Source organism: Ralstonia edaphi (assembly GCF_958350185.1).
In the GTDB taxonomy this organism is placed as follows: domain Bacteria; phylum Pseudomonadota; class Gammaproteobacteria; order Burkholderiales; family Burkholderiaceae; genus Ralstonia; species Ralstonia edaphi.
In genome coordinates, this window is record NZ_CATWHI010000003.1 from 230,419 (window position 1) to 251,627 (window position 21,209).

Consider the following 21,209-nt stretch of genomic DNA (forward strand, 5'->3'; position numbering starts at 1 on the left):
ATTAGTTGCGCACCGGCTTGCCGGTCTGCAGCATGCCCATGATGCGTTCCTGGGTCTTGGAGCTGCCGAGCAGATCCACGAAGGCCTTGCGCTCCAGCGCCAGCAGCCATTCTTCATCCACCAGCGCGCCGGCTTCGACGTCACCGCCGCACACGGCTTCGGCAATGCGCGAGGCGATCGTGAAGTCGTGCTGCGAGATGAAGCCGCCGTCACGCATGTTCACCAGCGACGCCTTGATCGTGGCGATGCCCGAACGGCCCGCCACCGGAATGCCCACCGGACGCAGCGGTGCGCGGTAGCCCGAATCGGACAGCGCACGCACTTCGTTGCGTGCAACGTGCAGCAGCTCATGCACGTTGAAGACGATGGTGTCGGTCGGTTGCAGGTAGCCGATCTTCTGCGCGTCCAGCGCGGAAGACGACACCTTGGCCATGGCCGCCGCCTGGAAACGGTTGGTCAGGAACTGCAGGATGTTGGTGCTGCCGGCTGCCTGCGCAGCCTTGGCTGCCGCCAGAGCCGCCTCCTTCAGGCCACCACCTGCCGGCACGAGGCCCACGCCCACTTCCACCAGACCGATGTACGTTTCCAGCGCAGCCACACGCTTGGCCGAATGCAGCAGCAGTTCGCAGCCGCCGCCCAGTGCAATACCCGACGCAGCGGACACAACCGGCACGCCGGCGTACTTCACGCGCATCATGCCGTCCTGGAACTTCTTGACGAACGGCTCGATGCCCTTGGCGCCGCCCATCATGAAGGCCGGCATGGCTTCTTCCAGGTTTGCACCGGCCGAGAACGGACCACCCGGTGCGCCCAGCTTCAGCGACGTCGGCTGCCACACCACCAGGCCCTTGTAGCCGGCTTCCGCCAGATCCACCGCGCGCGTCAGACCGTCAATGACGCTCGGTCCGATCGTGTTCATCTTGCTCTTGAACGAGACGATCAGCACGTCGTCCTGGCCGGCCGCGTCGTCCACCCAGATGCGCACGGCGTCGGTCTCTTCGATCGTCTTGCCATATGTGAGCGGGTTCACCGCGGTCGCACCCTTGATCGGTGCACGGAACACCTGGCGGCCGTACACCGGCAGCGTGCTGCGTTGCAGGAACGTGCCCTGCTTGGCCGACCACGAACCCTGTGCTGAATGCACACCACCGTTGTCCGCCACCGGGCCGGAGAACACCCACTGCGGCAGGGCTGCGTTCGACAGCGCCTTGCCGGCCTCGATATCTTCCTTCACCCACTCGGCCACTTGCTTCCAGCCGGCCTCTTGCCAGTCTTCGAACGGGCCGCTGTTCCAGCCGAAGCCCCAGCGGATCGCCAGATCGACTTCCGCAGCCGAATCGGCAATCTGCTCCAGGTACACCGCGATGTAATGGAACACGTCGCGGAAGACTGCCCACAGGAATTGCGCCTGCGGGTTGGTGGATTCGCGCAGCAGCTTCAGACGCTCGGCCGGCTCCTTCTTCAGGATGCGCACAACGATGTCGTCAGCCTTCTTGCCGCTCGGGCCGTACTGGCCGCTTTGCGGATCCAGCACCTTGATTTCCTTGCCTTCCTTCTTGTAGAAACCGGCGCCGGTCTTCTGACCCAGGGCGCCCGCCTCCACCAGCTTGGCCAGCACGGGCGGCGTGGCGTAGACCGGCGCGAACGGATCGTCCTTCAGGTTGTCCTGCATCGTCTTGATGACGTGCGCCATCGTGTCCAGGCCCACCACGTCCGCCGTGCGGAACGTCGCCGACTTGGCACGGCCCAGCTTCGAGCCCGTCAGGTCATCGACCACGTCAAACGGAATGCCGTACTTGGCCGACTCCGCAAACACCGCCAGGATCGAGAAGATGCCGACGCGGTTGGCGATGAAGTTGGGCGTGTCCTTCGCGCGCACCACGCCCTTGCCGAGCGCGGAGGTGAGGAACGTTTCCAGCTTGTCGAGAATGTCGCCGCGCGTGTGGGCAGTCGGGATCAGCTCAACCAGGTGCATGTAGCGCGGCGGGTTGAAGAAGTGCACGCCACAGAAGCGCGACTTCAGCTCGGCGTCAAACCCTTCCGAGAGTTCGGTGATCGACAGGCCCGACGTGTTCGACGCGAAGATCGCGTGCGGGGCGATGTGCGGCGCGACCTTTTTGTACAGGTCGTGCTTCCAGTCCATGCGCTCGGCAATCGCTTCGATGACGAGATCGCAGTCGCGCAGCTTCTCGATGTCGTCTTCGTAGTTGGCGGCTTGAATCAGGTTGGCGTCGTCCTTGATGCCCAGCGGCGCCGGCGACAGCTTCTTCAGGTTTTCGATGGCCTTCAGCGCGATGCCGCTCTTCGGGCCTTCCTTGGCCGGAAGATCGAACAGCGTGACAGGAACCTTGGCGTTGACGAGATGCGCGGCAATCTGCGCGCCCATCACGCCGGCGCCCAGCACGGCAACGCGCCGGACGAGGAAGTTGGAGCGCTGGCCGGCTTGGGGCTGCGCGCTGGTGGGGAGTTCAGTGCGGGTCATGGTGTCCTCGCGGAAAGAAGAGGAGTCGTCACCCCCGCACAAGCGGGAGCAACAAAAAGAGGCGTTGAAACCTGCTCGCGATCCGTAGCGAGCGGTTCGAGGTTGGCGGGAGAAGCCCAGCCGTACATGGGTACGGCGAGCATCGCAGAGCCAAGATCGGACCGCGCAGTAGGATCGTGGGCAGCTTTCCTTAGAACAGGTCGGCTTCGAGTGCCATCAGCGTCGCGCCGCCGGCACGTGCCATGCGGATCTGCGAAGCCGTCTCGGGCAGCAGCTTGGCGAAGTAGAAACGCGCCGTTGCCAGCTTGACCTTGTAGAAGGAGTCGCCGCTGTCTTGCTTTTCCAGGGCGATCTTGGCCATGCGGGCCCAGAAGTACGAGAACACCAGGTGGCCGACCACACGCAGATACGGCACAGCGGCGGCGCCGACTTCATCCGGGTTGGCCATGGCCTTCATGCCGATTTCCATGGTCAGCTTCTGGACCTTGTCGCCGATGTCGGCCAGCGGATTGATGAATTCCTGCATGGCTTCGTTGGTGCCTTCGGCTTCAACAAAGTCCTGGACCAGCTTGCCGAACTTCTTCATCTTGGCGCCCATGTCGCCCAGAATCTTGCGGCCCAGCAGGTCCAGCGACTGCACGGTATTCGTGCCTTCGTAGATCATGTTGATGCGGGCGTCGCGCACGTACTGCTCCATGCCCCATTCGGCGATGTAGCCGTGGCCGCCGAACACCTGCATGCCTTCGTTGGTGGCGATAAATGCGTTGTCGCTCAGGAAGGCCTTGGCGATCGGCGTCAGCAGCGCGACCAGATCCGCCGCGTCCTTGCGCACGGATTCGTCTTCGTGCGACAGCTCGCGGTCAATCTGCAGGGCGATCCAATAGCTGAATGCGCGGCCGCCTTCGGCAAAGGCACGCTGGGTCAGCAGCATGCGACGCACGTCCGGGTGCACGATGATCGGGTCAGCCGGCTTGTCCGGTGCCTTCGGGCCCGAGAGGCTGCGCATCTGCAGGCGTTCCTTGGCGTAGGCAGCGGAGTTTTGGTAAGCGACTTCGGTCAGGCCCAGGCTCTGCATGCCGACGCCCAGACGCGCGGCATTCATCATCACGAACATGGCGTTCAGGCCCTTGTTCGGCTCGCCGACCATCCAGCCCTTTGCGCCATCCAGGTTGATCACGCAGGTAGCGTTGCCGTGGATGCCCATCTTGTGTTCGATGGAGCCGCACTTCACGCCGTTGCGTTCGCCCGGGTTGCCATTCGCATCGGGAATGAACTTCGGCACCACGAACAGCGAGATGCCCTTCGTGCCGCCCGGCGCGTCCGGCAGACGTGCCAGCACCAGGTGAATGATGTTCTCGGCCAGGTCGTGTTCGCCTGCCGAGATGAAGATCTTCGTGCCGGTGATGGCATACGAGCCATCGGCCAGCGGTTCAGCCTTGGTGCGCAGGATGCCCAGGTCGGTGCCGCAATGCGGCTCGGTCAGACACATCGTGCCGGTCCACACGCCAGACACCAGCTTCGGCAGGTAACGCTGCTTGAGCTCGTCGGTGCCGTGTGCGTGCAGGGCTTCGTATGCGCCGTGCGACAGGCCCGGATACATCGTCCAGGCCTGGTTGGCCGAGTTCAGCATCTCGTACAGCGCGTTGTTGATCAGGATGGGCAGGCCCTGACCGCCGTACTCCGGATCGCAGCCCAGCGAAGGCCAGCCGGCCTCGACGTACTGTTGATACGCTTCCTTGAAGCCCTTCGGAGCGGTCACCACGCCGTCGCCGTGGTACGTGCAGCCTTCGCGATCGCCGGACTGGTTGAGCGGGAAAATGACTTCGGAGCAGAACTTGCCGGCTTCCTCGATCACCTGGTTGATGGTGTCGGCATCGATCTCCGCGTGCTGCGGCATCTCCTTCAGGTGGTTCTCCACGCCGAGAAGCTCGTGGAGAACAAACTGCATGTCACGCAGCGGTGCGGTGTATTGACCCATCTTGCAACTCCTTGGTGTGTACTGCGCGACCGCTAGGTGTGCGATGCCGCGTCAGGTTCGGTAAGACTGAATGAGTTTGTTGAGCGCCACCATGGCCAGTTCGGCACTGTTCGGCAACCGCAGGAAACGCGCATCGTGATGCAGACCCAGCTCCAGGCTGTACATCTCGAAGAGCATCAATTGCGGGTCCGCTTCTGCACGCAGATGGCCTTCTTCCTTTGCCTGTGCGATCGCGCGGGCCAATGCTGCACGCCAGATCGTCACGCTCTTGACGAGTTCGTCGCGCACCGGGCTTTCGGCACGATCGTCGTACTCCACCGCGCCGCTGATGTAGATGCAGCCCGTGGTGACTTCCTGAATGCGGCGCTCCATCCAGCGTCGCACCATGCTCCACAGGCGCGGCAGACCGCGCGGTTCCGTCAAGCTCGGGTAGAAGACTTCCTGCTCGAACCGTTTGTGATACTCGCGAACCACTTCCACCTGCAGGTCCTCACGCGAGCCGAAGTGCGCGAACACCCCGCTCTTGCTCATCTGCATGCGCTCCGCGAGCACACCGATCGTCAATCCTTCCAGTCCGTCGCGCGAGGCCAGTTCCAGCGCGGCATCGAGAATCGCTGCACGTGTCAGCTCGCCCTTGCGCATCGGCGTAGCTGCTGCGTGATTCGATTCGAGACGAGCGGTCGGGTGACGCATGATGATTTCTCTCCGTTCTTTTCTGGGGCGTGACACGCGAGAAAATTGGCTTACTGCAGGGCGCCTTTCGCGTGCCGGGCAGGACTGTAAACCAGCCTGCGCGAACACTCTAGCCCAAAATCGAACGGTCGTTCAATTATTTACAGGGCCCCTTGGAGCGGCAAGTGTTTTATTAGAAAGCGGCATCTAAATGGCAATGGGGAATCGCCATCTTTCGCGGTGCAGCGCGAATCCCGTAAAGCCTTTAAATAAAAGGCTTAGCGGGGTGTGCGCCGCACCCATAAAACGCGAGCTGCGCAGCATGGTGGAGGGGTTTTCTAGTGCTACCCATCAGTAAATAAACAGGTCAAAAAATCAGGCCGGTGGAATGCCTGTACACATGGCACCACGGCGGAAGATGCGCGCATCCATTTCCCGCAAGTCGGCTGCTACGGCCACCGCGGCAGCGCACTGGTCTAACACGTCACGCTGCAGGTCGATGCCCGGGGCGATTTCCGTCAGCGTGAGGCGCCGGGCGCCGCTGCCATCGTCGCGCATCTCGAAGACGGCGCGCTCGGTCACATAGCGCACGGGAATGCCCGATTGCGCCGCATATTCACCGTTGAAGGTCAGGTGCGACACGGCAGGCACGATCTTCTTGAGCCGTCCTTCGCGCACGATGCGCAGCTTGCCGTCTTCGGCTTCGACCTGGAGTCCCCCGGCGGTGAGCGTGCCCATGAATACGACCGAACGCGCGCTCTGCGTGATGTTGATGAAGCCGCCGACGCCCGCGACGACGGTATCGCCGCCCTCGCCAAACAGGCTGACATTGACGTTGCCGGCGCCGTCCAGTTCTGCCAGACCGAGGATGGCGAGATCGATACCGCCGCCTTCATAGAAGTCGAACTGCGCGGGCTGGTCCACCACGGCTTCGGGGTAGGCCGACGCGCCAAAGCTAAGGCCATCTGCCGGTGTGCCACCGATCGGGCCCGCCTCCACGGTAAGGGTGAAGCCGCGCGCGCCTTCCTGTTCAGCGAGGGCGCCGACGGCCGCGGGCATGCCGACGCCCAGGTTCACGACGCGCGGTTGCTGCGCGATCAGTTCCAGCACGGCGCGGCGTTGCACCAGCGTGCGGGCATCGAGCGCACCGTGTCGGCTCGTCTCCAGCGCCTCGCTGGCTTCGATGGCGTCTTCCTTGAGCTGGATCGCCTCGCCTTGCCATGGGCGGATGTAAGTCGGGTTGAACGCCTCGCCGAAGGTCATCTGGTGTTCGGCTTCATCCTCGGCAACGACCACGTAATCGACGAGGATGCCTGGCACGTGGATCGCCTGCAGGTTGTCATGCCGATCAACGAGCCGACGCACCTGCGCGATGACGATGCCGCCCGAGTTGCGCGCGGCCTGCGCCATGGCCAGCAGCTCGTGATGAAAGGCTTCTTCGTGCGTGCTGATGTTGCCGCGCGGGTCAGCAGCGGTGCCGCGCAGGAAGACGCAGTGCAGCGGGAAGCTTGGGTAAAAGAGATAGTCTTCGCCGCGAAAGCGTTCGTACTCGACCCACGAGGCTGTGCCCGCAGCACGCGCCGCCTTGGCGCGGGCGTTGATGGCGGCGCCGTGGTAACGCGCGTCAAGCTCGGTGCGGGGGTCGACGAAGGTGTGCAGGCCCATCTTCGTCAGCACGCCGGGCTTGCCGCCTGCGATGGCCCGGTACAGATGCGTGAGCACACCTTGCGGCAGGTTAAACGCGTCGCACTGCTCGGCAAGCGCCATGTCTGCGAGCCGCGTGGCCGAACGCCAATGGCCACCGACCACACAGCGCGTCATCCCGGGATTGCCGAAGTGGTTGACACCGCGCGTGGCGCGATCGCCCTGTCCGGCGGAGTAGACCAGCGTCAGATCGCGCGGCTCGCCCGTGGCCAGGAAGCGGCGCTCGAGCGCATGTGTGACGGCCTCCGCATGGCCGGCGCCGACAAACCCCGCGCATGCCACCGTCCATCCCGGCTGTACCAACCGCGCGGCTTCATCCGCTGTGATGACTTGCATGTCTCCTCCGTCTTGTTGTCTCTTGTAGGTATTAGATGTGTGCCGCTAATACTGCGCTGCGCGCCCGCTGATGACCACGCCAAGGCGCACGAGGCGATAGGCGCACCAATCCGCCAAGCGCCACCACCAGCGGCGTGCGGCGTGCGCGTCGGCCAGAACGCGGCGTGCGTGATGGGCGATGGCGTCTTCCAATGCGGCGCGCAATTCGTTGGCCACGGTGGCGTCCCACGCGACCACGTTGGCTTCGCGCGCCAGCAGCAGGCTGAATGGATCGATGTTGCTGGAGCCCACCGTCGCCCAGCGGTCATCCACCACGGCCACCTTGGCATGCAGGAAGCTGGCGGTGTATTCGTAGATCTCGACGTTGTCGCGCAGCAGCATGTGATACAGCGAGCGCGTTGCGTAGTGCTGCAACCGGTATTCGACCTGACCCTGCAGCAACAGCCGCACGCGCACACCGCGCTGTCGGCATGCAGCCAGTGCACGCATGAAACGCACGCCCGGCAGGAAGTACGCGTTGGCGATGATCACCTCGTGCCGCGCCGCGCCCAGCGCGCGCAGATATTCGCGTTCGATCGCGCGACGGTTGCGGACGTTGTCACGCAGCACCAGCGAAGCCAACACGGTTCCGGGCGCGCGTTCACTTTCTCGCCCCGAGGCGCCGCGATGCCGTGGCCGCGGGGTATCCGTCATCACCGGAAACTCAGCGGCGACGCCCGTGACGCCCACCTCGCGCATACCGGCGCGCACGCCCATCTGCCACCAGAGCCGGTCAACGGTCAGCGCTATCTGCGCGACCAGCGGCCCGCGCACCCGCACCGCGAAGTCGTAACGCGGGCCCAGCGCGGCGTCACGAAACGGCGCGTGATTCAGGTCGTCAATGATATTGATGCCGCCCACGAAGGCCACGTCGTCATCGATGACGGCGATCTTGCGATGCAGCCGTCGCAGGTGGCGGCGCTGCAGGCGGAAACCGCGTACCGGACGATAGATGCGCAGACGCACACCCGCTGCTTCCAGCATCGCGGCAATGTTGGCGGGGAGCAGGCCGGTGCCGAAACCGTCGATGGTCAGGTGAACATCCACACCGCGCTGTGCTGCGCGGGCGAGCGCTTCGGTCACGCTGTGGGCGGTGGCGTCGTCAGTGTAGATGTAGGTTTCGAGTGCGACGCGGCGTTGCGCGGCATCGATGGCTTCGATCAATGCGGGGAAAAACTCGGCGCCGCCGCACAGCAGGTCGACGTCATTGCCCGGCAGGGGCTTACCCCGCCGCCACTCGGAGCGCAGCGGCCCTGCATCGCGCACGACCTTCATGGATGTGCCAATTCAGCCAGCAGGGGCACGTGGTCGGAGCGCTGAGCCCATTCGCGGCCGGTCAGCGCGTGCGCACGTTCGATATCGAAACCGCGTACGTAGATGCGGTCCAGCCGCAACCATGGCATGTGGCTCGGGAAGGTGCGGACCGGGCGGGCATCGGCAGCCTTGTCGGCCACTTCGGTCGCACCAAGCGCCTGGCAAATCATGCGATCGAGGCGGTTGTTCCAATCGTTGAAGTCACCCGCCACCACAAGCGGCGCATCGGGTGGCACGACGGAACGCACGCGGTCGACGAGTGCCTCCGCCTGCCGCTGCCGGCTGCGTGCAAACAAGCCGAAGTGTGCGCAGAGCAAATGCACCTCGCCAAAGCCGAGATCGGTCACGGCGTGCAGCAGGCCGCGCTGTTCGAAACGGTGGTCGGAGATATCGAGATTTTCGGACAGCAGGATCGGAAACCGCGACAGGATGGCGTTGCCGTGATGGCCGTGCTCGTAGACGGCGTTGCGGCCATAGACCGTGTGCGGATAGACGTCGGTGGCCAGGTAGCGCAGCTGCGTGTAGTTCGGATCGAACAGCTCGGCGGCGACCAGGCGGTCGTTGCGGTCCTGTACTTCCTGCAGGAAGACGATGTCGGCGTCCATCGTATGCAGGCCCTGCCGCACGTCATGCACGCGCACGCGCCGGGCGATGCCTGTCACGCCCTTGTGGATGTTGTAGGTGGCAACGCGCAAACGGAGCATGTCAGGCCTGGTCCTTTGTCAGCGCCGCCTGACGAGCATGATAGGCAGCGAGGCGTTCGGGCAGCTGCAGGATGGCCTCGGCATTGCTGCGCGAGAAGCACCGCGCGGCGGCCTCTCGGTGAGGCAACCACTCGGCCTGCACATGCTCGCGCGGGGACATCCGCACCGGCACCTTGCCGCTCACCAGCAGGCCGAACCAATGCTCGGTGTTGCGCGTGATGCCCGGCGCGTAGCGATGCCGCCAGTGTGGGTAGATTTCGTATTCGATGTGGTGGCCCCAGTCGATCAGATGATGCTGGGCCGCGTCGATGCCGGTTTCTTCCAGCACCTCCCGGGCGGCCGTATCGACCAAGGGTTCGTCAAGTGCGTCGCAACTGCCCGTCACGGATTGCCAGAAACCCGGATGATCTGCCCGCTCCATCACCAACACATGCAAATCGGGCGTGTGAATGACGACGAGAACGGAGACGGGAATCTTGTGCGGCATGGGCGTGGGTTGCTGCGTGCTTCGATGACGGCGCGATCGCGCTGCAAGGCAATAGCTTACCGCAGCCAGAAGCGTGCCACCGTGACGCTCCTCGCGCTGCCATGCCGTGGCAGCGATCAGGCAGCGCGCAGCGGCCCCAGACCCGAGCGCGTGCGGGCGAGCCACAGCGCCGCCTCACCCGTCTCGGTTTCGTGACCCAGCTCGCGGCGGGCCACAGCGAGCAGCGGATCGAGCATCGCAGCATAGTCATCGGCCGCGCGCAGCGACTGCGCCCACAACGCCTCCGTACGCTCGCCGAGTTGCTGGCGCAGCCCAGTGAGCTGCGTGGTCAACTCGCGTTCGCGATTGCCCAGCGTGTTGAATTTCTGAATCAGGAAGCGCTGCACATCGGTCTGCTCCGATTGCGCGTTGGCCTGGTCGAAGCGCTCAACGATGGCCGAGGTTTCGCGCTCGATGCGGTGCAGTTCGCTGGTGCCCTCACGCTCGGCGGCTTCCAGCGCTTGCAGTGCTCGGCGTTCGGCCTGCAAAACGCGCGCGTGCTCCGCAAAGCGGAGTTCTGCCGCCAAGTGAGCTTCAGCCAGCGGACGCGGTGTGTCGTAGACGAGCGGATGCACCGGCATGCCGGGTGCGGCTGGCGGCAATGCCGCCTCAGGCAAACGCAGGTTGGCGACCGCGTGCAGCCAACGCATCCGCTCCGCTGCAAGGTGACCCAGTGCGCGCATCGCCTCAGCCAACCCCGGAGACGTCGCCGATGCGGGGCCGCCGGGATGTGCGCTCTGCGCCGCTGCTGCAATTTCGGGCACGCAGGCCGCAACCGTGGTGGCCACAGCTTCGGTCATCGCGATGGCGGCGCGCCGGGTGGCACGGCGAATCTCGATCCACGCCAGCAGTATCACCACCAGCGCGGCGATCAGCCACGTCAGCAGGAACTCCGCGTGGGCGACGACCCATGTGCGCGCAAAGTCGATGTAGTCCATCTAAACACTCCTCCTTCGTTGTCACCCAACGTGACAGAAACGAAAGATTCGGTTTAGCAGCCAATGTTCCCAATGGAAGGCGCCCAAAAACAAACCGCGCCGCCCTTGTCAGGCGGCGCGGTTTGTCGTGGAGCGTCAGCGCGGGTGCTTAGGCAGTCGTTGCTGCCGTCGGCGCAGCGACCTTGGCCTCGGCGGCGCGCAGGCGGATGTGCAGTTCGCGCAGTTGCTTTTCGTCGACCGGGCTCGGTGCCTGCGTAAGCAGATCCTGCGCACGCTGCGTCTTCGGGAAGGCGATCACGTCGCGAATCGAATCCGCACCGGCCATCATCGTGACGACGCGGTCCAGACCGAACGCGATACCGCCGTGCGGGGGCGCGCCATACTGCAGTGCATCGAGCAGGAAGCCGAACTTGGCACGCGCTTCCTCATCGTTGATCTTCAGCGCACGGAACACCTTGCTCTGCACTTCTTCGCGATAGATCCGCACCGAGCCGCCGCCGATTTCCCAGCCGTTGAGCACCATGTCGTAAGCCTTGGCGATGCACTTGCCCGGATCCGTTTCCAGGTATTCCAGGTGCTCGTCCTTCGGGCTCGTGAACGGGTGGTGCATGGCCACCCAGCGCGCGTCTTCCTCGTCGTACTCGAACATCGGGAAGTCGATCACCCACAGCGGCTTCCAGGCGTCTTCGAACAGGCCGGTGTTCTTGGCGAAGTCCGAATGGCCGACCTTCAGGCGCAGCGCACCCATCGCGTCGTTGACGACCTTGGCGCGGTCGGCACCGAAGAACAGGATGTCGCCGTCCTGTGCGCCGCTGCGCTTGAGGATCTCGGCGATCGCCGCGTCGTGCAGGTTCTTCACGATCGGCGATTGCAGGCCGTCGCGGCCCTTGGCTACTTCGTTGACCTTGATCCAGGCCAGGCCCTTGGCACCGTAGATTTCGACGAACTTCGTGTACGCGTCGATATCGCCACGCGACAGCGAAGCACCGCCCGGCACGCGCAGTGCCACGACGCGGCCGCCTTCAGCGTTGGCAGGGCCCGAGAACACCTTGAAGTCGACGTCCTTCATGGCGTCGGTCAGTTCGGTGAATTCCAGCTTGACGCGCAGGTCGGGCTTGTCCGAACCGAAGCGGGCCATCGCCTCGCGGAACTCCATCACCGGGAACTTGGCGTCCAGCTCGACCGACATGGTGTTCTTGAACACCATGCGGATCATTTCTTCAAACAGGTCGCGAATCTCCTGCTCCGTCAGGAACGACGTTTCGCAGTCGATCTGGGTGAATTCGGGCTGGCGGTCGGCACGCAGGTCTTCGTCGCGGAAGCACTTGGTGATCTGGTAGTAACGGTCGAAGCCCGACACCATCAGCATCTGCTTGAAGAGCTGCGGCGACTGCGGCAGCGCGAAGAACTGGCCGGCGTTCACGCGCGACGGCACCAGGTAGTCGCGCGCGCCTTCGGGCGTGCTCTTGGTCAGCATCGGCGTTTCGATGTCGATGAAGCCCTTGTCGTCCAGGTACTTGCGCACTTCCATCGCGACCTTGTAGCGCAGGCGCAGGTTGTACTGCATCTGCGGGCGGCGCAGGTCCAGCACGCGGTGCGTCAGGCGCGTGGTTTCCGACAGGTTGTCGTCGTCCAGCTGGAACGGCGGCGTGACGGAGGCGTTGAGCACCGTCAGCTCGTGGCACAGCACTTCGACCTTGCCGCTGGTCAGGTTGGCGTTGGTGGTGCCTTCCGGGCGGGCGCGCACAACGCCCTTCACCTGCAGGCAGAACTCGTTGCGCACGCCTTCGGCCACCTTGAACATCTCCGGGCGGTCCGGGTCGCAGACGACCTGCACCAGGCCTTCACGGTCGCGCAGATCGATGAAGATCACGCCACCGTGGTCACGACGACGATGGGCCCAGCCCGACAGCGTAACGCTCTGGCCGAGCAGTTGTTCGGTGACCTGACCGCAGTATTGAGTACGCATTTGCATGTTGTGGTTTTCCGCGAAGCGCGCCGCCACTACAGCGTCGCGCGTGAAAGTTGATTGGGGGGGGGCCGGCGTCGATTCGACTTCGTTCCGTCGCCGGCTCAGGGTGCCGCGATGGCGCCGCCCTCTGCAGGCAGCGCGGTCGGATTCGAAGGGTCGCGCGGCCCTTGAGCCGGCGACCGGTCCTCCGTCTGTTGAGAGGCATCGGGGGGGTCCATGCGGCGCGGCAGCGCTTCAGGCGCCACCACACCCATCGACACGATGTACTTGAGCGCCGCGTCCACCGTCATGTCCAGCTCGATGGTGTCGGCCTTGGGCATCATCAGGAAGAAGCCCGACGTCGGGTTCGGCGTGGTCGGCACGTACACACTGACGTACTCGCCTTGCAGGTGGTTCTCGACATCACCGCCGGGGCGGCCGGTCAGGAAGGCGATCGTCCAGGAGCCTTCACGCGGATACTGCACCAGCAGCGCCTTGCGGAACGCATTGCCGTTGGACGACAGCAGCGTGTCGGACACCTGCTTCACGCTCGAATAGATCGGGCCGACCACGGGAATGCGGCCCACCAGCGCTTCCCACCACGTCACCAGCTTCTGGCCGATGAAGTTGTGCGCCAGCACCCCGACGATCAGGATGAACGCCAGCGTGAGAATCGCGCCAACGCCGGGAATGCGCCGGCCAAACAGCTGATCCGGCTGCCATGCCGAGGGCAGCAGCGCCAGGCTCTGGTCCATCGTGCCGATGATGAGCGACAGCACCCACAGCGTGATCGCAAGCGGGACAAGCACCAGAAGACCGGTCAGGAACCATGTCTTGAGTGCGCTGGTTTTCTGTTTCATGGGGCGATGGACCGAGAGGTGAGCGATGCGATCAGTGGCAAGCGCACGACGTGCCGCAACCACCGGACGCGGCCGGCGTGCTCGCACTGGACGACGCACTGTCCGACGACGAGGCCGGTGCAGCGGCTGCGGGCGCAGCGGCATCCGCCTTGGCCGCCGTACCGGTTGCGGGCGCCGCAGCCGATGCGCCGCCCGAACCGCCGCGGAAATCGGTCACATACCAGCCCGAACCCTTGAGCTGGAAGCCGGCAGCAGTGAGCTGCTTCTTGAACGCCGGCGCGCCGCATGCGGGGCAATCCGTCAGCGGGGCGTCGCTCATCTTCTGCAGCACATCTTTGGCGTGGCCGCAGGCGTCGCATCGATAAGCATAGATCGGCATGGTGTCCTCACCCAGGAACAAACAAATGACAAGAAAGCGATTGGTTGCCCGTGCAGGCCGCGAACGCGGTGCGGGAAATACGCACGGGCTCGCGAAAGATTGGGGCAACTGCGCGCCGTACAAGTGCTGGCGCGCAAAGCCTTGAATTATAAACCCTTTTGAGGGAATTCCCGACCGCAGATTCGGAGCGGCCGATGGCGATGCGCGACAAAGTGGCACACCGCGCACGCCCGCAACGAGACGCTCAGGCTTGCGTAGCCGCCTTCGTGGTCGGCGCGCGGTTCTCGATCCACTGCGGGCCGAGCGAGCCCAGGACCATGGCGCCGAAGCTGGCCAAGAGGCCCACCAATTGTGGCGGAAGCATCGCATCCGACAGGAAGACCTCGCACCAGATCCACGCCGCCAGACCGAAGATGATGGCCAGAAGACCGCCCTGCTTCGTCGCGCGCTTCCAGAACAGGCCGAAGGCCAGCGGCACAAACGCTGCCACCAGCGTCACCTTGTAGGCGCTTTCGACCATGTGGAAGATCGACAGATGCGAGTTCAGCGCAAACAGCGTCACCAAGATCGTGAACGTCAGCACCACGGCCTGCATCACGCGCAGGAAACGCTTGTCGTCCATGTTCGGCAGCAGCGGGCGCAACACGTTTTCCGCAAACGTCACGGAGGGTGCGAGCAGCGTTGCGCTCGCGCAGCTCTTGATGGCGGAGAGCAGCGCGCCGAAGAACATGACCTGCGCGAAGATGGGTGCATGCTGCAGCACCAGGTTCGGCAGAATCATCTGCGAATCGGTATCGATGTACTTGGCCACCATCTGCGGGTCGATGAGCGTGGCGGAATACGCCAGGAACATCGGCACGAACGCAAACATGAAGTACAGCACGCCGCCCAGCACCGACGCCGTGCCGGCGATGCGCTCGGTGCGCGACGACGTCACCCGCTGGAACACGTCCTGCTGCGGAATCGAGCCGAGCATCATCGTGATCCACGCCGTCACGAAGCCAATGATTTCGATCGGATTGAACGCCGGCCAGAACGAAAACTTGCCCGAAGCCGCCGCGTGCGCCACCACCGTGCCGACGCCGCCGGCCTGCCCCGACACTTCCCAGCCGATGTACAGCATGCCGATCACGATGATGATCATCTGGATGAAGTCCGTCACCGCCACCGACCACATGCCGCCGAACAGCGTGTAGACGAGCACGCTGCCCGCGCCAATCATCATCCCAAGATCCTGAGAAACCGCGCCGTCAGACACGGTGTAGAACACCAGGCCCAGCGCCTTCATCTGCGCCGCCACCCAGCCGAGGTACGACACGACGATGCACAGGGTGGTCAGCGTTTCGGCCACGCGGCCAAAGCGGTTGCGATAGAAGTCGCCAATGGTGAGCAGGTTCATCCGGTACAGCGGCTTGGCGAAGAACAGACCCACCAACACCAGGCACAAGGACGAACCAAACGGATCGGCCACCACGCCGTGCAGGCCGTCCTTGAGAAATTCCGCGGGAATCCCGAGCACCGCCTCGGAGCCGAACCAGGTGGCGAACACCGTGGCGGTCACGACGTAGAACGGCAGGCTGCGGCCAGCCACGGCGAAATCGGCGGTATTGCGCACGCGCAGTGCAGCCCACAGGCCGATCCCGACGGAAATCACCCAGTAAACAATGACGAACCAGATCAGCATGGCAGCGCGGAAGGAAGCTGGAAAACCCATGGCGACCCGGTTTGGGCCCAGAGGCGCCGGGCAAAGTGGCCGGATTATAGCGATGGGACTGGGCGCCGGGGCATCGGTGCCAGCACGAATGCCGCCCCATTTGCCAGATTTTTGGGCGACGGCCCGCAACGGGCGTCAGCAGGCTTTTTGTTGACCGGGGCCCATGTTGCTTCGCACCAACACTGGCCAGGAAAACAGCTCAATCGGCGCGGCGGCGCCAGACTTGCCAGCGCTCGCGCCCCGCGAACACCGGAATCGAGTCCGTTTCCGCGATCGGCATATCGCTGATGCGCTCAAACGCGGGCGACAGCAGCGCGTCCAGTTCGGGCTGCGTGGTCTCGAACGGCGGTCCCTTGGGCACCGCCTCGCGGCCTTCCACGACGGCAAAGAAACCCGCCAGCAACCCGCCCGCCGGAAGCAGTTTCGCCACTTGGTCAGCGTAGTCGGGCCACAGTCGCCGAGGCATCGCACACAGGAATGCACGCTCGTAGATCCACTGCACCGGCCGAGGCGGCGAAAAGCGGAAGAAATCGGCCAATTCCACCACGTCGGCGTGCGGGCCCAGCACCGCCCTGGCCGATGCCACGGCACTCGGCGCAAAGTCGATCGCCGTGACGGGCCAACCGCGCTCGGCCAGCCAGCCGGCCTCGTAGGCGTTGCCGCAGCCGGGAATCAGCGTGGAAAGCGGCGCAGGCTGCGCTTCACAGAATTGCCGGAAGGCCACGGGCACGCCGGCCGCATCCCAGGGCGTATGCTCGCGGCTGAACCGCTCGTCCCAGAAGGCGGGATCGGCGGCGTCACGAGATTGGAAGACGGGCGGTTCGGCCATGGCGCTCGAAAGTTGACAGCGGATCAGTAACGGCCCATCCAGGCCAGCACATGTGTCGCGATGATGCCGACGGCGAAGCCGCCGACGAACAACAGCGCAGCAGACAACAACCGGTTCGTGCGCTTTTGCTCGGCAAGCAGTGCGGTCAGTGCGACGGTCTGCGCGGTGCCGTCCTCGCGGGAGCGGCGATCCAGGATCTGGTGCAGCAGGCGCGGGAAGTCCGGCAGCTTGTTGGCCCATTGCGGCGCCTCGACCTTCAGGCGCTCGACAAAACCGCGCCAGCCGATCTGTTCGTGCATCCAGCGTTCAAGGAAGGGCTTCGCCGTCTTCCACAAGTCCAGATCCGGATCGAGCTGGCGGCCAAGACCTTCCACGTTGAGCAGCGTCTTTTGCAGCAGCACCAGCTGCGGCTGCACTTCCACGTTGAAGCGGCGCGAGGTCTGGAACAGCCGCATCAGCACCAGGCCGAGCGAGATCTCGCCCAGCGGTCGATCGAAATACGGCTCGCAGCACGCACGGATGGCGCCTTCCAGCTCTTCGACGCGCGTCTCTTCGGGCGCCCAGCCGGACTCGATATGCAGCACGGCCACGCGGTGGTAGTCGCGCTGGAAAAACGCGAGGAAGTTTTGCGCGAGGTAGTTCTTGTCGAACTCCGAAAGCGCCCCGACGATGCCGAAATCCAGCGCGATATAGCGGCCCAGCGTCTCGGGTGCCACGCTCACCAGGATGTTGCCGGGGTGCATGTCAGCGTGGAAAAAGCCGTCGCGAAAGACCTGCGTGAAGAAGATCTCCACGCCGTCGCGCGCGAGTTTGTGCATGTCGACGCCGGCAGCGCGCAGCTCTTCGGTGTGCGAGATCCGCATGCCGTGCATGCGCTCCATCACGAACACTTCAGACGTGCACCAATCCCAGAACACTTCGGGCACCAGCAGCAGGTCGGACTTGGCAAAATTGCGGCGCAGTTGGCTGGCGTTGGCCGCCTCGCGCATCAGGTCCAGCTCGTCGTGCAAGTACTTGTCGAACTCGGCGACCACCTCGCGCGGCTTCAGGCGCTTGGCATCGGCCCACAGCTTTTCCATCCACGTGGCGAGGTCTCGCATGAGCGCGAGGTCGCTGTCGATCACGGGCAGCATGCCCGGGCGCAGCACCTTCACGGCCACCTCGCGGCCGTCGTCGGGGCCGCCGCGCAACGTAGCGAAATGCACCTGGGCAATCGACGCGCTCGCCACGGGGTGATGATCGAAACGATGGAACAGCGCCGAGAGCGGCTTGCCGAGCGATTTCTCCACGATGGCCGCCGCCACCTTCGGGTCGAACGGCGGCACGCGATCCTGCAGCTTGGCGAGTTCGTCGGCCACATCGGGCGGCAGCAGATCGCGGCGCGTCGACAGCACCTGCCCGAACTTCACGAAGATGGGCCCAAGCTGCTCCAGCGCCAGGCGCAAGCGCACCCCGCGGGGCAGCTTCGGCTTGCGCCCGAGCGTGAGCAGCCAGACCAGCGCGCGAATGCGGCGGCTCTTGAAGCCCGACAACGCAAGCTGATCCAGCCCGTAATAGAGGATGACGAAAACGATCTTGCCCAGCCGGAAGAAGCGCGTCATGCCGATTCACCCTGACGTGCGGTCCGGGTGGCCGGCTGCGGGCGTTTTTCGAGCCGCTCCAGCCGCTTGACCAGACGCGCTTCGGCATCTCGCAGCGCCGCCACATCGGCGGCGAACTGCGCCAGGCGCGCGTGGCGCACGAGCGTGGGCTGCTCATCGGTCAGGTAAGACGCCACCGATTCCACCAGCGAACGGCCCACGCGCGTGGCTTCGGTGCGGGCAGCCTGGGCGCCGCTCACCATGCGCTGCGCGATCACGTCGCCAAACACGCGCGAGAGGTCTTCCGCCGCATCCCAGCGTAGGTTGCGCAGCAGCGTCGATAGCACGTTGGCAAATTCGGCCTCGCCCTCGATGCGCACGTGCTTGAGCACGGCGGCCTGCCCGCCTGCGGCGTAATCGGCAGCAGCGGCCGCAAGCGGCACGACAACGGTCACGGCAGGTTCAACGTCAGGCTCGGGAGCGGTCACCAGGCCGGCGGCGTCCACCTGCAACGTCATCGACATCGGCGCCAGGTCAAAGCGCGCCACGCGGCCCGCAAACGGGCGCAGCGTCTCTTGCGCCCAGGGCTCCTGGCGCAGCAGATGGTTGAGCGCGAGCAGCAGCGGCTGCATCAGCACAAGCGGAAATGGAGACGAAGTGGCTGTCGAAGACATGCGGTGATGGTGCGCTGAAACAGCAAGAGAGCAGCAAAAAGCGGGCTAGCGGCAGGCAACAAAAAGGGCCCGCACCAGACGGTCGGGCCCTATTTTACGGGGAATGCTGAAACAGCCGTTTTGCGCCGCTTCAAGTTGCTACAGCATCACTGCAACTGCTGAATACCCGCCAACACCCAGCCGCCCGCGCCCTGCGTCGGCTTGGTCAGGTTCCACACCTCCGCAAACGGCTGGGCGGGCGCATTGGCTTCTTCGCGAATCATGCCCGAGAAGCGGACGCTCGCGAGGTACTCGGCGGCCTGCGTTTCGATACCCAGCATTTCGGCTTCAACCGAGACCACGTCGGTCTTGTTGGGCGAGGTGCCGCGGTCAGCCAGGTCCATCTTGATCTCGGCGAACATCTCCGGCGTGGTGAACTCGCGGATGTCGTTGAGATTGCCGGCATCCCAGGCGGCCTGCAGGCGAATGAAGTAGACCTTGGCGTTGCGCAGGAACGCTTGCGTGTCGAAATCTGCCGGCACGCCCCACGGCTGCTGCGGCGCAGCCGCGGCAGGTTGCGCGTGGGCAGCGGGCGCGCCCGATGCGGCCGGACCGCCCAGGTTCCACGATTGTGCAGCCGTTGCGGCGCCAGCGCCCAAGCCCGACGTGTTGCCGGTGCTCAGCGATGCGGCCGCCGGCGCAGAAGCCTGCGGGGCCGGCGCGGCAGGTTGCGGCACGTAGGGCTCACGATCGCCACCCAGCGACGGGCCGCCCGTGGCGTAGGCCGGACCTTGCGGACGGCTGCCGCGCACCTTGCGGATGATCCACATCACCACGAACGCGACAAGCGCGATCAGGATCAGGTTCGACAGCAACGAGGCAAGGCCCGCGCCCAGACCGAACTTCGACAGGAGATAACCGAGGCCCAGGCCGGCAGCCAGGCCACCCAGCATGCCGCCCCAGTTACGTCCGGGCTTTGCGGCCGGCGCGGCCGGAGCTGGTGCGGCCGGCGATGGTTGCGCGGCGGGCGCGGCCTGCTGCGTGGGCGACGGCGTTGTGGCCGGCGGCGTCTGCTGACGTTGCGTCACCGTGGACGACTGCTTGCCGATGCTGCGGCTGCCGCCCATGCGCTTGGCGTTGGCGTCGATTGCCGTGCCCAGTGCGAGCGTCGCGACCAGCGCGCCCGCCATCAATTTTCCACCCCAATGCAAACTCATCGCTGTCTTCTCTCCAATGGCAGTGACGCCATTAGATGAAGACGTCAATGCCGAAATTCAATGTGAAGGATCGTGGCATATCGCCGCAGCGCGCTGCATCGCCCATCTGGCGGAACGACGGAAACACTTAGAGGCGACGGCCGACGTGCAGAGCCACGACACCTGCTGTCAGATTGAAGTATTCGACCGAGTCCAATCCGGCCTGTTCCATCATCTGCTTGAGCGTTTCCTGATCCGGGTGCATGCGGATGGATTCGGCCAAGTAGCGGTAGCTTTCGGGGTCGCCCGCCACTTTGCTGCCCAACCACGGCAGCACCTTGAACGAGTACAGGTCGTAAGCCTTCTCCAGCGGCTGCCACACCTTGGAGAACTCCAGCACCATGACCTTGCCGCCTGGCTTCACCACGCGACGCATCTCAGCGAGCGCGCGATCCTTGTGCGTCATGTTGCGCAAGCCGAATGCCACTGTCACCACGTCGAAGTAAGCATTCGGAAAGGGAATGTGCTCAGCGTCGCACAGCGCGGTGGGGGTGAGCACGCCGGCATCGAGCAGGCGATCACGGCCGACGCGCAGCATCGACTCGTTGATGTCGGTCAGCCACACCTCGCCGGTGGGGCCGGCCTGGCGGGCGAACGCCTTGGCGAGGTCACCCGTGCCGCCCGCGATGTCGAGCACCTTGTAGCCCGGGCGGACCGCTGCCTGGGCGATGGTGAACATCTTCCACACGCGGTGCAGGCCGCCGGACATCAGGTCGTTCATCACGTCGTACTTGCTCGCGACGGAATGGAACACGCCGGCGACCTTGCCGGCCTTTTCCTGCTCATCGACCTGCTGAAATCCGAAGTGGGTTTGGCTCATGACAAAAAAAGGATGCGGATGCAGCGCGCAGGCGCCGCGAAGTGAATCGGGAATCAGTGGCTGTGGCCGCAGGCGTGACCGGCGTTCTCGGCCATCGGGGCGTCGCGGTCGACGCCGGCAGCAGCCAGGCGATCGAGATAGCCCTGCCACAACGCGTCGTGCTCAATGCCGAGGCGGTACAGGTAGGCCCAATCGAAGATGCCGGAATCGTGACCGTCGGAGAACAGCGGCCGGATCGCGTAGTTGCCCACCGGCTCGACGCCGACAATGCCCACCTCACGCTTGCCGGTCTGCAGCACTTCCTGGCCCGGCCCGTGCCCCTGCACTTCGGCCGACGGCGACAGCACGCGCAGGTATTCGAACGGCAGGCTGAACTGCTTGCCATCGGCAAAGGCGATCTCCAGCACGCGCGATTGCGTGTGGACGGTGATGCCGGTCGGGTGCGGAGTGTCGGCGGAAAGTCCGGCCATGAAA

General features: G+C 64.6%; 18 protein-coding genes. All 18 read right to left on the bottom strand.

Annotation, left to right across the window (positions count from 1 at the left end; genetic code table 11):
- Position 1: 1 nt before the first annotated feature.
- Positions 2–2,482: a 3-hydroxyacyl-CoA dehydrogenase/enoyl-CoA hydratase family protein gene (locus tag R2669_RS11480; RefSeq protein WP_316900188.1), complete on the bottom strand. Its 2,481-nt coding sequence runs from the start codon at positions 2,480–2,482 to the stop codon at positions 2–4.
- Between the two features lie 190 nt (positions 2,483–2,672).
- Positions 2,673–4,460, bottom strand: a complete 1,788-nt coding sequence (locus R2669_RS11485) for an acyl-CoA dehydrogenase C-terminal domain-containing protein (protein WP_102064505.1) — start codon at positions 4,458–4,460, stop codon at positions 2,673–2,675.
- Between the two features lie 51 nt (positions 4,461–4,511).
- The gene (locus tag R2669_RS11490) at positions 4,512–5,102 is read right to left on the bottom strand and encodes a TetR/AcrR family transcriptional regulator (RefSeq protein ID WP_021196492.1); all 591 of its coding nucleotides are present in this window, start codon (positions 5,100–5,102) and stop codon (positions 4,512–4,514) included.
- Positions 5,103–5,507: 405 nt separating this feature from the next.
- A complete protein-coding gene (locus R2669_RS11495) occupies positions 5,508–7,172 on the bottom strand; it encodes an acyl CoA:acetate/3-ketoacid CoA transferase (protein ID WP_316900190.1) in 1,665 nt (554 codons plus the stop codon).
- A 45-nt stretch (positions 7,173–7,217) separates the two neighbouring features.
- Positions 7,218–8,486: a cardiolipin synthase ClsB gene (gene clsB / locus R2669_RS11500; RefSeq protein ID WP_316900192.1), complete on the bottom strand. Its 1,269-nt coding sequence runs from the start codon at positions 8,484–8,486 to the stop codon at positions 7,218–7,220.
- Positions 8,483–9,229: an endonuclease/exonuclease/phosphatase family protein gene (locus tag R2669_RS11505; protein ID WP_027678228.1), complete on the bottom strand. Its 747-nt coding sequence runs from the start codon at positions 9,227–9,229 to the stop codon at positions 8,483–8,485. The genes clsB and R2669_RS11505 overlap by 4 nt, the downstream gene beginning before the upstream one ends.
- 1 nt (position 9,230) lies before the next feature.
- Positions 9,231–9,716, bottom strand: coding sequence for a dihydroneopterin triphosphate diphosphatase (gene nudB / locus R2669_RS11510; protein WP_316900194.1), 486 nt, complete (start codon positions 9,714–9,716; stop codon positions 9,231–9,233).
- A 116-nt stretch (positions 9,717–9,832) separates the two neighbouring features.
- On the bottom strand, positions 9,833–10,693 hold the full coding sequence (locus tag R2669_RS11515) for a hypothetical protein (protein ID WP_316900196.1): 861 nt from the start codon (positions 10,691–10,693) through the stop codon (positions 9,833–9,835).
- Between the two features lie 148 nt (positions 10,694–10,841).
- Positions 10,842–12,668 carry an aspartate--tRNA ligase gene (gene aspS, locus R2669_RS11520; RefSeq protein ID WP_316888585.1) on the bottom strand — a complete coding sequence of 609 codons (1,827 nt, stop codon included), beginning with the start codon at positions 12,666–12,668 and terminating at the stop codon, positions 10,842–10,844.
- 98 nt (positions 12,669–12,766) lie between these two features.
- The gene (locus R2669_RS11525; RefSeq protein ID WP_147217251.1) at positions 12,767–13,504 is read right to left on the bottom strand and encodes a DUF502 domain-containing protein; all 738 of its coding nucleotides are present in this window, start codon (positions 13,502–13,504) and stop codon (positions 12,767–12,769) included.
- A 31-nt stretch (positions 13,505–13,535) separates the two neighbouring features.
- Positions 13,536–13,883: an FmdB family zinc ribbon protein gene (locus tag R2669_RS11530; protein ID WP_147217249.1), complete on the bottom strand. Its 348-nt coding sequence runs from the start codon at positions 13,881–13,883 to the stop codon at positions 13,536–13,538.
- Positions 13,884–14,127: 244 nt separating this feature from the next.
- Positions 14,128–15,567, bottom strand: coding sequence for a high affinity choline transporter 1 (locus R2669_RS11535; RefSeq protein WP_316900198.1), 1,440 nt, complete (start codon positions 15,565–15,567; stop codon positions 14,128–14,130).
- Between the two features lie 229 nt (positions 15,568–15,796).
- Complete coding sequence (locus R2669_RS11540; RefSeq protein ID WP_316900200.1) at positions 15,797–16,426, bottom strand: class I SAM-dependent methyltransferase; 630 nt, start codon at positions 16,424–16,426, stop codon at positions 15,797–15,799.
- 23 nt (positions 16,427–16,449) lie between these two features.
- Positions 16,450–18,027 (bottom strand): ubiquinone biosynthesis regulatory protein kinase UbiB, encoded by a 1,578-nt coding sequence (ubiB, locus tag R2669_RS11545; RefSeq protein WP_316900202.1) that lies wholly within the window; start codon positions 18,025–18,027, stop codon positions 16,450–16,452.
- On the bottom strand, positions 18,024–18,680 hold the full coding sequence (locus R2669_RS11550) for a ubiquinone biosynthesis accessory factor UbiJ (protein ID WP_316900204.1): 657 nt from the start codon (positions 18,678–18,680) through the stop codon (positions 18,024–18,026). The genes ubiB and R2669_RS11550 overlap by 4 nt, the downstream gene beginning before the upstream one ends.
- Before the next feature lie 146 nt (positions 18,681–18,826).
- Positions 18,827–19,876, bottom strand: coding sequence for a Tim44 domain-containing protein (locus R2669_RS11555; RefSeq protein ID WP_316900206.1), 1,050 nt, complete (start codon positions 19,874–19,876; stop codon positions 18,827–18,829).
- 127 nt (positions 19,877–20,003) lie between these two features.
- Positions 20,004–20,735, bottom strand: coding sequence for a bifunctional demethylmenaquinone methyltransferase/2-methoxy-6-polyprenyl-1,4-benzoquinol methylase UbiE (ubiE, locus tag R2669_RS11560; protein ID WP_012761151.1), 732 nt, complete (start codon positions 20,733–20,735; stop codon positions 20,004–20,006).
- Between the two features lie 53 nt (positions 20,736–20,788).
- Positions 20,789–21,205: a gamma-butyrobetaine hydroxylase family protein gene (locus tag R2669_RS11565; RefSeq protein ID WP_316900208.1), complete on the bottom strand. Its 417-nt coding sequence runs from the start codon at positions 21,203–21,205 to the stop codon at positions 20,789–20,791.
- Positions 21,206–21,209: the final 4 nt, after the last annotated feature.

Coding starts and splice junctions, on each gene's coding strand:
- R2669_RS11530 (WP_147217249.1), bottom strand. CDS start 13,883: ATGCCGATCTATGCTTATCGATGCGACGCCTGCGGCCACGCCAAAGAT.
- aspS (WP_316888585.1), bottom strand. CDS start 12,668: ATGCAAATGCGTACTCAATACTGCGGTCAGGTCACCGAACAACTGCTC.
- R2669_RS11515 (WP_316900196.1), bottom strand. CDS start 10,693: ATGGACTACATCGACTTTGCGCGCACATGGGTCGTCGCCCACGCGGAG.
- R2669_RS11485 (WP_102064505.1), bottom strand. CDS start 4,460: ATGGGTCAATACACCGCACCGCTGCGTGACATGCAGTTTGTTCTCCAC.
- R2669_RS11565 (WP_316900208.1), bottom strand. CDS start 21,205: ATGGCCGGACTTTCCGCCGACACTCCGCACCCGACCGGCATCACCGTC.
- R2669_RS11505 (WP_027678228.1), bottom strand. CDS start 9,229: ATGCTCCGTTTGCGCGTTGCCACCTACAACATCCACAAGGGCGTGACA.
- R2669_RS11525 (WP_147217251.1), bottom strand. CDS start 13,504: ATGAAACAGAAAACCAGCGCACTCAAGACATGGTTCCTGACCGGTCTT.
- ubiB (WP_316900202.1), bottom strand. CDS start 18,027: ATGACGCGCTTCTTCCGGCTGGGCAAGATCGTTTTCGTCATCCTCTAT.
- R2669_RS11540 (WP_316900200.1), bottom strand. CDS start 16,426: ATGGCCGAACCGCCCGTCTTCCAATCTCGTGACGCCGCCGATCCCGCC.
- R2669_RS11550 (WP_316900204.1), bottom strand. CDS start 18,680: ATGTCTTCGACAGCCACTTCGTCTCCATTTCCGCTTGTGCTGATGCAG.
- R2669_RS11495 (WP_316900190.1), bottom strand. CDS start 7,172: ATGCAAGTCATCACAGCGGATGAAGCCGCGCGGTTGGTACAGCCGGGA.
- R2669_RS11490 (WP_021196492.1), bottom strand. CDS start 5,102: ATGCGCAAGGGCGAGCTGACACGTGCAGCGATTCTCGATGCCGCGCTG.
- nudB (WP_316900194.1), bottom strand. CDS start 9,716: ATGCCGCACAAGATTCCCGTCTCCGTTCTCGTCGTCATTCACACGCCC.
- clsB (WP_316900192.1), bottom strand. CDS start 8,486: ATGAAGGTCGTGCGCGATGCAGGGCCGCTGCGCTCCGAGTGGCGGCGG.
- R2669_RS11535 (WP_316900198.1), bottom strand. CDS start 15,567: ATGCTGATCTGGTTCGTCATTGTTTACTGGGTGATTTCCGTCGGGATC.
- R2669_RS11555 (WP_316900206.1), bottom strand. CDS start 19,876: ATGAGTTTGCATTGGGGTGGAAAATTGATGGCGGGCGCGCTGGTCGCG.
- R2669_RS11480 (WP_316900188.1), bottom strand. CDS start 2,482: ATGACCCGCACTGAACTCCCCACCAGCGCGCAGCCCCAAGCCGGCCAG.
- ubiE (WP_012761151.1), bottom strand. CDS start 20,735: ATGAGCCAAACCCACTTCGGATTTCAGCAGGTCGATGAGCAGGAAAAG.